The sequence below is a fragment of the Alienimonas chondri genome (genome assembly GCF_013036045.1).
GTDB lineage: Bacteria > Planctomycetota > Planctomycetia > Planctomycetales > Planctomycetaceae > Alienimonas > Alienimonas chondri.
In genome coordinates, this window is the sequence record NZ_WTPX01000133.1 from 1 (window position 1) to 12,908 (window position 12,908).

Sequence of the window (12,908 nt, forward strand, 5' to 3'; positions counted from 1 at the left end):
GTCGCGGGGCCGTCGTCAGCGGTTCGCCTTACAGTTCGGGGCAGTCCGCTCACGCCGCTCACCCGCCGGTGGTGCCCTTCGCCCGGCCGACCGCTCCGGCTCCGCAGCCGTCTCGGCCCGCCTATCCGGCGCCCGCCGCGCATTCGACCGGCCCGGCGACGATCCCGGCCGGCCACCGGTTCGCCGCCCAGCCCAGCCAGGCGGATTCGGCTGCCCCCGCTCAGCCGGCCTCCCGGGACGACTACGCCCAGATCGCCGGGAGCATCGGCCCGGCCCGGGACGTTCCCGCCCCGGACCTCTCCCCCGCCGACGCCGCCGCCAACCGCGTGCTGGACACGCTGATGAAGCTGGGCCACCGGGTCCGCGGCGTGCTCGACGCCCGGTTCGCCGGCATGAAGATGACCGACGCCCGCTACATGGCCCTGCGGGTCGTGCAGGACAGCTCCCCGGAAGGCTGTACCCAGGCGAAGCTCGCCGCGGCCCTCGGTCAGTGCGAAAGCAGCGTCTCCACGCTGGTCGAACGGATGCGGACCGGCAAGCTGGTCTATCGCCTGCACCCCAAAAGCGATCGTCGCAAGCGGGTCTTGCTGCTGACCGATCTGGGCCGCGAAGCCCTCGAACACGCGGAAGCCGCCCGGGCCGAAGCGGCGAAGGAACTGTGCGTCGCCCTGTCCCATGAGGAACGGGACGGCCTGTGCGAATCGCTCGGCCGCCTGCTGGCCGGCGTGCAGCAGACGGACGCCGACGCCGGGCGACGCCGCAAAGTCGCCTGACCCGACTTCCTCTGACGCACCACCGAGAGTCTCCGCGAGTCACCCGACTCCCGGAGACTCTTTCCTTGCCTGCCTCCCGCCGTTTTGCCCATGTTCGTCCGCCGCATCTGCTGTCGGCCGTTCCGCCCGGGTGATGCCCGCCGTGCGATGGGCGTCGCTTTGCTGGTCGCCACGGCGTGCCTCCCGATCGGTTGCGGGCGGGCGTTCTGGCGTCAGAACGCCGACGCCGAGGCGTACGGCCTGTCGCTGGAAAAAAGCGGCGACCCCCGCTGGGCGCCGCCGCGGCTGGATATCATTCCCGACCCCCGCAGTCGATTCTTCGACCCGTATCACCCGGACTGCGAGCCGGTTCCGCCGGACGATCCCGCGGCCAACGTCTTCATGCAGCGGATGGGCGATTTCGGTCGCATCAAGGGCGACGACGACTGGCACGAGGAGTTCGGCTACACGCCGTTCATCGAAAATCCCCTGTGGCTGGAGCGGTTCGGCCTCACACGGGCCGGGATGAACGCGGCCTGGGCCGCCCACGAAGGGACGAGCGACGGCGACGACGGCGTCCGCCTCGCCGGCTATCAGGCCGGCCTGATCGACCCGGACGAGGCGTCGTCGCTCCGCGATCCGTCCGATCAGAGGCCCATCTCTCGCGACGGCGACGGCGACGGCGTGACGATTGATCCCGGCGAAGGCGAATACGCCGGACTGGAACCGACGGAGGATCTCGGCGGCTCCGACCTCAACGCCGGCAATCCGTTTCTCCCGGCGGTCTTCGATCTGACCCTGCCGGGGGCGATCGAGCTGGCCTATATCCACAACCGGGAATATCAAACGATCCTGGAAGACGTCTATCTCGCGGCGCTGGCGCTCTCGTTCGAGCGATTCCGGTTCGACGTGCGATTCCTCGGCATCGGCGGGGGGCCGCCGGGGGTCGATTTTCAAGAGGAGTTTCTGCGTCGCCCGGCTGCGGACACCGGCACGATCAGCTCCAACTTCGGCGTCTCACGGCTGTTGCCCGCGGGCGGGCAATGGGCCGTCGAATTGGCGAACAATACGCTGTACGTCTTCGGTTCCGGGCCGGACAGCGCCAGCGCCAGCGTGCTCAGCTATTCGATCGTTCAACCGTTGCTGCGCGGCGCCGGGCGGAAGGTGACGCTCGAAGCCCTGACGCAGACGGAGCGGAACCTGCTCTACGCCGTGCGCGATCTGGCGCGATTCCGGAAGACGTTCTTCGCGGACGCGGCCACCGCGGGGCCGGGCGGCGGCTTTCTGGGGCTGCTCACGCAGGTGCAGACCATCAATAACCTGCAGGACAACATTCGCCGCACCGAGGTGCTGTTGAACCTCCGCCGCGAATTGGACGCGCGGCGCCCGAACGTGTTCAAGGTGCCGCTCGCGGCGCTGCCGCGGGCCGTCATCGACACCTTCCCCCCGGAACTGTTGAACCGCCCCGCCGGACGCGCGGCGAACCCGGACGGTCCGCCGCCCACCGTGCGGGAGAGGTTGCTCGCCGGCGAACGCGTGCAAACCCGACTGCCCTTCACCGGCGTGCTGAACGGCGCGGTCGAGTACGACGCAAGCCTCGGTTCGTTGTGGGTGGTCAGCGATCTGACCCAGGAGGAGGAGGCCGCGCTGCTGTCCCTCACGGACGATCCCTCGTTCCGCGATACGGCGGCGGACGTCGTCACCCAGATTCGTACGGACCCGATCACCCTCGCGGCGTCCCAGCTCGAAAGCAATCTGGTCAACCTCATCACCCGGCTGCGGCAGGCGGAAGCGTCTCTGCAGGACAATCTGGACTCTTATAAACTCTATCTCGGCCTGCCGCCGGATATGGTCGTCACGCTGGATCAATCGTTCCTGGAGCCGTTCCAGCTCATTCAGAAAGAGTTGACGGACAACGAGGCGGTCGTCGAGGAGTTCGTCGCGGAGTGGTCCGCGTTGAACCTGATCGGTTCGGACGAGGAGAACCTCGCCGCCGCCGAGGCGATCCCCGCGGACGCGATCGCCGAGGTCGTCGAAGGTCTCCTCCGTCTGTACGACCGCACCCGGACCATCGTGCAAACCCTGTCTGAAGAGGATCTGGTCCGGGTTCGCAGCTTCGAGGACGACCGGCTGAGCGAATTGGACGCCCTGCAACAGGCCCGCTTCAGCCGCGACCTCGATCGCGACGAACGCTCGCTCGATACGCTGCTTCGCGATCTCAATCGCGGCGTCGCGGAGTTGGAAGTGGCCCTGGAGGAACTTTCCGCTCCGAACGTCTCCGCTCGGACGAAGGTGCGGGTGGCGGACCTCATCGGCGTCAGCCGGCAGGATTTACTCATCTACGCCCGCGGTGCGGAAGTGGTGCAGACCGGTCTGCGGGTCGAACAATTGGCGCTCAACCCGTTCGATATGCCGCTGGAGGCCGCCGTGCAGTTCGCGCTGGACAACCGCCTGGATCTCATGAACCAGCGGGCCGCCGTCACGGACGCCCGCCGACAGTTAGAACTGGCCGCGAACGCATTGCAGGGCGTATTGAACCTGCGGGCGGAGGGCAACGTGCGAACCCGCCCGTTGTTCGACAACGAAAGCCGTCGAAACGCCCCGCTCGACTTCCGCCTGGACGATAGCGACTTCAACGTCGGCCTGGAATTCGATACCCCGCTGGATCGCATTCAGGAGCGGAACGCCTACCGGGCGGCGCTGATTGATTACCAACGGGCTCGACGCGACTTCATCGCGGCCGAGGACGCCGTGCGTGCGGACGTCCGCACCGCGTGGCGGCAGATCGCGGTGCTCAAGCAGAACTTCGAGACGACCCGTCAGGCGGTCCGCATCGCCGCGGTGCAGTTCGATAACGCCGTCGAAAGCCAATACGGCCCGGGCGGCGGCGGCAGCCAGTTCGACCTGTTGCAGGCGCTCGGCAACCTGCTGGACAGTTCGAACGATCTCATCTCGACCTATGTCGATTACGAGTCCGCCCGCGTCGCCGTCCACCGCGATATGGGGCTGATGATCGTCGGCCCGGAGGGATTATGGCGTGACGAGTTTTATCTGCAGGACGAACTGCGGGTGAAGACCCCGGGCGCCGGCGCGGACGGCGCCGCGGAGCCGGAGATCGTGCCCTCGGATTAAGCGCTCGATTGCGACGGCGTTCGTTTGCGACGGCGTTCGTTTGCGACGGCGTTCGTTTGCGACGGCGTTCGTTTGCGACGGCGTTCGATTGCGACGGCGTTCGATTGCGACGGCGGCGGGCGGCGCCCACCCTGCGGACCCGCCTCCAATCGACTGTCGCTGATGAACCCGGCCCTCACGATCGCGTGCGTCCTCCTCGGCGCTCCGCCCGCGGTCCCCGCCGCAGCCGACTCGTCCGGCGATTACGTGCAGCTCGAACCGCTGCCGGGCGGCCGGGTGTCGTTTCGGGTGAACGGCGAGGAGCGCACCGTGTGGCATCCGGGCGCGGCCGCGGGCCGGGCGCACTTCTATCCGCTCAACGCCCCGGCGGACGGCGGTTCGCTGGTGCGGATGGGGCATCCCGGCGCGCCGAACCACGACCATCATCGCGGGATTTGGTTCGCGCATCACGACGTCGGCGGCCTCGATTTCTGGTCGGTCGACCCGCCGACCACGATTCGCCAAACCGAGTGGCTCGCCATCGAAAGCGGCCTCAGCGAGGGGCGCTTCGCCTGCCGTCTGGGTTGGTTCGGCCCGACAGGCGAAGCGGTGATGACGCAAGATCTGAGCGTCGCCCTCCGCCCGCTGTCGGAAGGGGATTATGAGCTGGAATTGAACGTCGCCCTGCGTCCCGCGGGCGAGGAACCGCTGACGCTGGGCCAAACGAACTTCGGGATGTTGGGCGTGCGGTTTGCGGAAACGGTCTCCGAGCACTTCGGCGACGGTCGACTCACGGACGCCGCGGGACGCACCGCGGAGCAAGCGATCTTCGGCGAGCCGAACCCCTGGATGGACTACAGCGGCCCGATCCCCGCCGGACAGGGCGAGAATTTCCGCTTCGTGCCGGCCGGCGTGACGCTGTTCGATCATCCAACCAATCCCGGCGCCCCGGTTCGCTGGCATGTGCGGGCAGACGGCTGGATGGGGCCGTCCGTCTGCCGGGAGGCGCCGCGACAGGTGACGGCGGAGCAGCCGCTGCGCCTCCGCTATTTATTGCACGTGCATGCCGGTGATTATGAGGGAGCGATCGCGAAGGCGAGGGCCGCCGCCTTCGCCGATCGTCCGCCGCTGAACGTGCGAAAGTCCTCCCGTCCGCATCGGGCGTACGAATTCTTCAGGGCCGATCCGACGGCTCTCCCCGCCGGACCGGCTCCCGAATAAACAGCCGATCGCCGATCGCTCAATAACCTCTTAATAACCGCCCGCTCACGCCGGGACGACGGGCTCCCAGCCGTCGGCGTATTCACGGTCCCAGAGGCCCATCGCCTCCTCGTCGTTCAAGATCCGCCCGGTGGACGGGTCGCAGGTCAAACCGCGGCCGACTCGGTGCGCGATATTGCCGAGGTGGCAGGGCAGCGTGCTGCGATGGGCGACGTCCGCGGGGGCGTGCAGCAGGCCGGGATCGTCCGCCCGGATTGCGGCGACGAAATTCTCGGCGTGGGCGGCGTCCATCTCGCCGAAGCCGGCGTTTTCGCTGCGTTTCGTCTCTTTGCCCTGGCGGTCGAACAGTCGATAGCCGCCGGAGGTCAGCTGCACCGAACCGTCCTTGCCGTGGAAGGTCACGCCGAACCCGTCGCCCATCACTCCGAGCTTATTGCAGGACAGTCCCTCCCACGTCATCTGCTTGCCGCCGGGGAAGGTCCAGGCGCACTGGTAGGTGTCCGGGGTTTGCTGGTCGTCGTCCCAGGCGTAGCGGCCGGCAGCGCATACGACGGACTCGGGGAACTCCGCGTCCAGCCCCCACCGGGCGAGGTCCAGGGCGTGAATGCCGTTGTTGCCCAGTTCGCCGTTGCCGTAGTCCCAGAACCAATGCCAGTTATACGGAATTAATCCCGACCGATACGGCGCCCGCGGCGCCGGACCCTGCCACAGGTCGTAGTTCAGCGACGCCGGCGGATCGGAGGCGGGTTCGAGGTTCACCGGACCGCGGCCATTGGCGTACCAGGCGCGGGCCAGAAACACGTCGCCGATCTCCCCGCCGCGGACCAGCTCCACGCCCTCGACGATCGCCGGTTCGCTGCGGCGCTGCGTGCCGTGCTGCACGCACAGCCCGGTCTTGCGAGCCGCGGCGACCAACCGTTCCCCCTCGGCGGGGGTGTGACAGCAGGGCTTCTCGACGTAAACGTGCTTGCCCGCCTCCAGCGCCAGCAGCGCCGCGGGGGTGTGCCAGAAGTTCGGGGCGGCGACGAGCAAGGCGTCGAGGTCCGGATCCTTTAAGACCTCGCGAACGTCCGTCGCCGCGTTCGGCGGGGTCTTCGAGAGGGCGGAGACCGTCTTCACCGCTCGATCGAGCCGGCCGGCGTCCACGTCGCACACCGTGGCGACCGTCACCCCCGGCAGCCCCGCGAACGCCTTCGCCAAGTCCAGTCCGCGGCTCATCCCCATCACCGCGACCCGCACCGCCCGCCCGCCGGGGGCCGAAACGCGACCGGCCCGGGCGGCTCCGCCGGTCATCGAGAGACCGGCGGCAAGGGCGGACGAGGACTGCACGAACTTACGACGGGAGAGCGACGTCATGGGAGCGGCGGGGCGGGGGAAGCGGGACGGCTGAACGAAGCCGGGAGACCGCACGACGATCAGCGTAAGTCGACCAGCGTAAACAGTCTGCGGCGTTCGGTCGCTCTCCGCCGCGACGCCCGCCGGGTACCCTGCCCTCCCCGCCCCCAAATGTTCTGACGCCCTCCGAGTTATGTGGAAACGCCTCCAGAGGCAGTGTCGTCGCCTCATCCATTGGATTTTCACGCATGAACTCAAGACGATCCTGACGGTGCTGGGCGTGGGGGCGGGCATCTTCGGATTCGTCCAACTGGCGGACGTCGTCACCGAGGGCGACAGTTCCTCGGTGGACCGACAGGTGTTGATGGCCCTCCGAAATATGGAGGACGCCGCCGACCCGCTCGGCCCGGACTGGGCGGAGGAGATCGCCCGGGACGTGACGGCGCTGGGCAGCGTGACGGCGCTGACCCTGCTGACGATCGCGGCACTGGGCCACCTCGCATTGATCGGCCGCCCGAAGCTCGCCGCGGCAACGCTCACGGCGATCGCGCTGGGCACGTTGGTCAGTTGGCTCATGAAGATCGGCTTCGATCGCCCGCGGCCGGATCTCGTGCCGCATGCCACGCAGGTCTTCACACGCAGTTTCCCCAGCGGACACTCCGCGATGTCGGCGGTGGTTTATTTGACGTTGGGACTGCTCGCGGCCCGGTCGCAGCCGACGCGCATCGGGAAGCTGTCGTTCGTGATCGGGGCGACGATCCTCACGCTGTTGGTCGGGGCGAGCCGCGTCTATCTGGGCGTGCACTGGCCGACGGACGTGCTGGCCGGCTGGACGTTCGGGGCCACCTGGGCCGCCGCCAGTTGGCTGGCGCTGCGGTGGGTGGACCGGGCCACCCGGGTCGACTTTGAAGAGCCGGAACCGATCGCGGAACCGGCGCCGGCCGCGGAGTAAGTTGCGACGCGGTCTGAGTTGCGACGAAGGGGCGGAGCGACAGGATGAAGTCCGTCTCGCCCCCTCCCCGATCGGACGTCGCTCCCGTGTCGATCCCCCAGTCCGTCGCCGCCGTCGCGGCGGCGCTCGCGGCCGTTTCCGTCTGCGCCGTACCGCTCTCCGCCGTCCCGGCGCCTGTTCAAGAGGACGAGGCGGTCCTCATTAAAGCCGCCCCCTCCCTCCCGGGCGCCCGCGAGGAGATCCGCGCGGAGAACTACCCGTCCCTGCAAGCGGCGTTCGATGCGGTTCCCGCGGAGGGCGGCGTCGTGCGACTGCCGCCAGGCGAATTTCACCTCGCCGAACCGCTGCGTCTCACCCGCGGCGACACCCGCATCATCGGCGCCGGCCCGGCCACGCACCTCGTCAACGACAACCAGGACGGCCGGCCGGCGCTCCTGTTGGCCCATCCCGACGGAGCGGACGCGAAGTCGGCTGACTTGTTATGGCGGGTCGAATTGACCGATTTTCGCGTGACCGGCAACCCGAACAGCGGCCCCGGCGTGCTCGCGGTGCGGGTGAATGAGGTTTATTTGCACGGCCTGACGATCTCGAAGCACGGCGGCGACGGCGTGCGGCTGGACCGCTGCTACGAAGACCCCCGCGTCGCCGACTGCCTCATCACATACAACGCCGCCGCCGGGCTGAACGTGCCGGGCTGCCACGACATCGTCGTCTCCGCGAATCATTTCGAGGAGAACCAGGACGCGGTCGTCTGCACGGATGCATTTAATCTCTGCATGACCGGCAACAACCTCGACGACCACCTCGGTCGCGGCGTGGTCATTGAAAACACCTACGGTTCGGTCGTCAGCGGCAACATGATCGAAGAATGCGCCGCCGCCGCCGTGACGCTGGACCGGGACTGCTACGGGATCACGATCTCGGCGAACGTCATCGCCCACAACGGCGCCGGCGTCGACCTGATCGACGCCCACGGCTGCGCCGTCAGCGCCAACACGTTCACGATTATGCAGGGGGACGCATTGCGGATCGGTCCGGACAGCGGGCGGATCACCGTCAGCGGCAATAACTTCTCCAATAGCTATATCGGCGACGGCGAGGTCAAACGGCTGCCCGGCGATCGCCTCGCCGGCGGGATCGTGCTGGAATCGCCCTCGGAACTGGTCCTCACCGGCAACCTGTTCAGCGGCCTCGATTCCGAACCGATCGAGATGCGCGGCGAAGCCCCCCGAAAGGTGCTGGTGCAGCAAAACGGCGCCGTCGATTCGCCGAGAGCCGACGCGGAGGAGGAGGCGGAGGAATAACCGGCGAATCCGCCCCGCCTCGCTACTCGGCCGGCGACGCGCCCCGGACGACTTTGTTGATGCCGTTCGGGGTCATCTCCGGCGCCTGCTCCCACTTCGTTCCGTCCGTCGAATAAAACATCTTTCCCGGCCACCCACTGGAGATAAAACGTTCGCCGTCCGACCACTTCAAATGACCGCGCGGCCGGACCGGATGCGGGCGCCATTCAAGGCCGTCGGCGGAGGCGTAGCTCTGCTTACCGCCGCCGCACAGGAACTCCTCGCCGGTCCAGACGATCCAGGACAGCTTGTCCTCCTCCGGCCGCGACTGGGTCGTCCATTCCCAGCCGTCCTTCGACGTGGCGATCACGCCGGGGCCGACCGCGACGAACCGTCCGGCGCCGAAGGCCAGCCCCTTCAAATGCGGGAGATCGCGGCGGAAGCGGGCCTCTTCGCCGTCCTTCGTATTCACGCACCAATAGAAGTCCTTGTTCTTGCCGCCTTCGCCCATGAAGACGAACGTGCCGTTGCCGTAGGCGCCGTGGCGGAACCACATCGCCCAATCGGGGAAGTCGTCCGCGGGGATTTGAGCCCCGGGAGTCCACGTCTCCGCGTCGTCGGACCACAATAGCGTGCGATTCGGGCCGCCGGCGACGAACCGACCGGCGCCGTCCGGGCCGGCGTTCGCCCCGTACACCACCGGGTTCACGCGGTTCGGGGCCTTATGCACCTCACGCCACGTCCGGCCGTCCTCCGAGACGAGGATGTGCCCCGCCTGCGTGTCCCGCGACCATCCGCCGCCGCCGACGGCGACGTATATTCCTCGGCCCCGGGCGAGGCTCATTAAATTATTGGAGTCGTCCTTTCCGTCGACGGCCCATTCCTCCGTGATCTCCCAGCGGATGCCGTCCTCGGAGACCATCCGCCGCCCGCCGTATCCCACGGCGACCCACTGCTCCGCGGGATCGTCCACGGCGAACGCCGGCGGGACGATCAACAGGGCCGCCAGACCGGCGGATAGAGCAAGGCGGGACATGAGCGGTTCAACTCAATGGGGGCGAATCCGAAGTGCGATTCGCACTCTATCGCCCCTCGCATCGGGCGACACCCGCGCGACGTTCGGCTCCCACGGCACGCCGCACGTCCCTCACGCGGCCATGCGGACCGGTTCGGCCGCATCGCCGGCGGCGGAGTTGACGCCCTCGTACATATAATCCCGCGTCAGCGGCAGGGCGGCCCGGTCGCGGGCCAACTGCATCTGCCACACCATGGCGTTGCCCTCGGCAAAGGCCATCTCGCAACAGATGAGATAGAACTCCCACATCCGACAGAAGCGCTCGTCATAGATCTCCGCGACCCGTTCGCGGTTCTCCGCAAACCGCACCGTCCACTCCCGCAGCGTTTTCGCGTAGTGTAGCCGAAGAACCTCCACGTCCGTGACCCACAGCCGGGCCTGCTCCGTGTGCGTGAACACCTCCGACAGCGACGGAGAATAGCCGCCGGGGAAGATATATTTCCGCAGCCACGGCCCCGTGCTGCTCGGCGGGGTGCAACGGCCGATCGAATGCACCACCGCGGCCCCCTCGGGCGTCAGCAACGCCTTCACTTTCGCGAAGAACTCCTCGTAATGTCCCACGCCGACGTGCTCGAACATCCCCACGGACACGATCCGATCGAACGGCCCGTCCAGATCGCGATAATCTTTCAATAAGAACTCGACCCGGTCCGTCAGTCCGAGTTTCTCCGCCCGTTCCTGAGCGACCCGGCACTGCTCCACGGACAGCGTCACCCCCGTGACCCGCACGTCGTGCTCCTTCGCCAGATACAGTGCCAGGCCGCCCCACCCGCAGCCGATATCCAACACGCGCTGCCCCGGCGCCAGATGCAGCTTCGCGGCGATGTGTCGCTTTTTATTCCGCTGGGCGTCCTCCAACGACTGCCCCTCATCGGCGAACAGGGCGCAGCTATATTGCAGATCCTTATCCAGGAACAATTCGTAGAGTTCCCGGGAAAGGTCGTAGTGATGGGCGACGTTCTGCTGGGCCTTGCCGACCGGGTTATACTGCCGAACCTTCTTCAACGCCTTTGAGAACCGCTTGAGCGTCTTCTGCAGGGGATGATCGACGAAGGAGAAGCGGTTGACGTTGAACAGCTGCAAAAAGTCCCGCAGCCCGTCGGCGCCGGCCGCTTCGCCGTTCTCCCCCGGACCGCCGTCGGGTCCGCCGAACGTCAGCGTGCCGTCCATATACGCCTCGCCCAATAACGGGTCCGGCTTGAGGAACAGGGAGCGATAGAGCTTCTTATCGTGGAGCCGGAAGGCGACGACGGGCCCCGGCTCCTTGCCGCCGAAGACGTGCTTGCCGCCGTCGGCGTCGTACACCGTCAGCGTCCCTTCCTGGACGAATCGACTGAGCAGGTGCGAGAGCGGAAACATCAGGGTGCGGCGGAGAGACTTGTGAACGATGATCGAAGGCGGTTTTTAGGACCACGCCCCGCCCGCGTCCACCGCGTTTCGCGGCGTCCGCCCAGCCGGCCTAGTCCTGCCCGGACTCCCCCGCCGGCGACTTCACCCACAGATCGAGGTGGCGCCCGCCCGGCGCTGGGAATCGCGCGTTCGGCAGCGTCTCGGACAACCGCCGCCAGCCCGGCTCCGCCGGCTCTTCGAGCAGCGCGTAGCCCAGCAGCGCCCGCCAATCGCTGCGGTTCTCGTCCATCGAGTACCCGACCGCGTTCTCGAAATAATCCGCCGCGGGGTGCGTCTCCGGCAGCGAGAGCGCCAGCGGCTCCGTCTTGACGAACCGATAGGGATCGCCGGTGACGACCTCGGCGCCGGTCTCCGTGTTCTGAATCAGGAACAGCGGCCTCGAGCCGGACACGGGCTTGGAATACAGGTCGAACGACGCCGCGGGAACGCCGTCGGTCGCCGGCAGAGACGCCGTCGTCAGCGCTGTCGACGCGCGGGGAAATCGCAGCAGGCCGTAATCGACGTGGTCCACGAGCGCCGTCGCCTGCTCCATCACCTTCTCCTTCGCACCGACGACCAGATAGCTGCGGAACCAGATCGTCGAATCGGGGACGATGCGCAGCTTCGGGATGATCTCGCAGACGTCGTAGTTGCGGAAGGAGTTGGGCGGCCGGGTCGCCCAGTCCTTCCACCGGGTCTCGTAGAACGGTGCGTTGGCCCGCCAGTCGCGGTACAGCGAGTGCTTGAACTGAGCGTACGGCTCGCCGGCGTCGCGGCGGGCGAGTTCGGCTACGAGGTGTCGGTCGCGCCCGTAGACCAGCGCCAGACTGGGGGCGTCGGTCGCATCGGAGGCGGTCGAGAGGTTCCATCCGCCCGTCTTTCGCACGTCGATCGTGCCGTGTTCGCTCAGCAGCCCCTCGCGCTCCAGCAGTTGCCCCGTGGGCGAACTGACGTACCGGAGCGGCAGACTACTGATCCGCGTGCCGCCCCACGGGGCGTTGAGGTGATCGAAGACCACGTCTTCTCGGTCGCTGAAGTTATGCACGACCCACGTCAGTTCGATCACGCCGTCGCCGACGTCCCGCACCTGCGTGTAATACAGCAGCGGCGAACGGTGGATCGTCTTTACCTGCGGAACGAGTCCCCAGTTCAGCATGCGAGCGGTTCGCGTCTTCTCATCGAAGTCCGACGCCAGCAACGGGCAGTACAGCGACTGAATCTCCGCGTCGCCCGGGATATACGCGCCGGAGTTATGAATGAAGAACGAATCGCGGTAGCCGCTGCGTTCAAGTTCTTCCGCGAACGCTTCCGGCACGCTTCCGGCCTTCTGGATTGCATCCAGCCCGTTATAGCGCGTGCAGACGGCGACGAATTGCCAGACCTCATCGTTCCACGGGGACAGCGCTCCGCCCGGCGCCCGCCACGACGGCGGCACGCTCTCGCCGAACGGGCCCTGCAATGAATAAATCTGCCCGCCCTGTCCGAGCCGCAGTTGAAACGAGTTCTCCGGCTGCTGTTCGTGCCGCATCTCCAAATGGAAGACCGGCGCTTCGTTCAGACGTTCGTCCCACAACGCCGGGTCCGTCGGGGTGAAGGTCGTCTCGAAGTGCGTTTCGCCCTCTTGTCCCGGGGGAGCGGTCGCCGTCGGCGGCGGGAAGACGTCCAGCAGCGCGGCGTCCTCGGTGGATGGCGGAGCGACGTGAGGGGTCTGACGCTCAGCCCGGCGGAGCGGTTGCGGGCGCCGCGGGGCGAAACGCCGTCGTCCCGCATCGTCGGCGGGGCGTGGAAGG

Annotated in this window: 8 protein-coding genes and 1 pseudogene; 5 read left to right on the forward strand and 4 right to left on the reverse strand. The window is 67.4% G+C overall.

Annotated features, from left to right (window positions below):
- The 3 genes from LzC2_RS16650 to LzC2_RS16660 all read left to right on the forward strand — a co-directional run.
- On the forward strand, positions 1–773 hold a 773-nt coding region (locus LzC2_RS16650), incomplete at its 5' end, for a MarR family winged helix-turn-helix transcriptional regulator (RefSeq protein WP_171189085.1).
- A 90-nt stretch (positions 774–863) separates the two neighbouring features.
- Positions 864–3,884 (forward strand): TolC family protein, encoded by a 3,021-nt coding sequence (locus LzC2_RS16655; RefSeq protein WP_171189087.1) that lies wholly within the window; start codon positions 864–866, stop codon positions 3,882–3,884.
- 162 nt (positions 3,885–4,046) lie between these two features.
- Positions 4,047–5,084 carry a DUF6807 domain-containing protein gene (locus tag LzC2_RS16660; RefSeq protein ID WP_171189089.1) on the forward strand — a complete coding sequence of 346 codons (1,038 nt, stop codon included), beginning with the start codon at positions 4,047–4,049 and terminating at the stop codon, positions 5,082–5,084.
- 45 nt (positions 5,085–5,129) lie between these two features.
- On the opposite strand, the gene LzC2_RS16665 is transcribed toward LzC2_RS16660, so the two are convergent.
- Complete coding sequence (locus LzC2_RS16665) at positions 5,130–6,440, reverse strand: Gfo/Idh/MocA family protein (RefSeq protein ID WP_171189091.1); 1,311 nt, start codon at positions 6,438–6,440, stop codon at positions 5,130–5,132.
- Between the two features lie 172 nt (positions 6,441–6,612).
- Here LzC2_RS16665 and LzC2_RS16670 point away from each other — a divergent pair, with 172 nt between their 5' ends.
- Both LzC2_RS16670 and LzC2_RS16675 read left to right on the forward strand, forming a co-directional pair.
- Positions 6,613–7,371, forward strand: coding sequence for a phosphatase PAP2 family protein (locus LzC2_RS16670; protein WP_171189093.1), 759 nt, complete (start codon positions 6,613–6,615; stop codon positions 7,369–7,371).
- An 86-nt stretch (positions 7,372–7,457) separates the two neighbouring features.
- Complete coding sequence (locus LzC2_RS16675) at positions 7,458–8,675, forward strand: right-handed parallel beta-helix repeat-containing protein (protein ID WP_171189095.1); 1,218 nt, start codon at positions 7,458–7,460, stop codon at positions 8,673–8,675.
- Between the two features lie 22 nt (positions 8,676–8,697).
- Here the strand turns inward: LzC2_RS16675 and LzC2_RS16680 are convergent, their stop codons facing one another.
- The 3 genes and pseudogenes from LzC2_RS16680 to LzC2_RS16690 form a co-directional block, all read right to left on the reverse strand.
- On the reverse strand, positions 8,698–9,690 hold the full coding sequence (locus LzC2_RS16680; protein WP_171189098.1) for a hypothetical protein: 993 nt from the start codon (positions 9,688–9,690) through the stop codon (positions 8,698–8,700).
- 111 nt (positions 9,691–9,801) lie between these two features.
- A complete protein-coding gene (locus LzC2_RS16685; RefSeq protein ID WP_171189100.1) occupies positions 9,802–11,088 on the reverse strand; it encodes an SAM-dependent methyltransferase in 1,287 nt (428 codons plus the stop codon).
- A 100-nt stretch (positions 11,089–11,188) separates the two neighbouring features.
- Positions 11,189–12,908 (reverse strand): annotated as a pseudogene (locus tag LzC2_RS16690) (hypothetical protein); the annotation flags it as partial.

Bases quoted from the DNA above. Each gene is read 5' to 3' on its own strand.
- LzC2_RS16670 (WP_171189093.1), top strand. From the start codon at position 6,613: ATGTGGAAACGCCTCCAGAGGCAGTGTCGTCGCCTCATCCATTGGATT.
- LzC2_RS16665 (WP_171189091.1), bottom strand. From the start codon at position 6,440: ATGACGTCGCTCTCCCGTCGTAAGTTCGTGCAGTCCTCGTCCGCCCTT.
- LzC2_RS16685 (WP_171189100.1), bottom strand. From the start codon at position 11,088: ATGTTTCCGCTCTCGCACCTGCTCAGTCGATTCGTCCAGGAAGGGACG.
- LzC2_RS16655 (WP_171189087.1), top strand. From the start codon at position 864: ATGTTCGTCCGCCGCATCTGCTGTCGGCCGTTCCGCCCGGGTGATGCC.
- LzC2_RS16660 (WP_171189089.1), top strand. From the start codon at position 4,047: ATGAACCCGGCCCTCACGATCGCGTGCGTCCTCCTCGGCGCTCCGCCC.
- LzC2_RS16680 (WP_171189098.1), bottom strand. From the start codon at position 9,690: ATGTCCCGCCTTGCTCTATCCGCCGGTCTGGCGGCCCTGTTGATCGTC.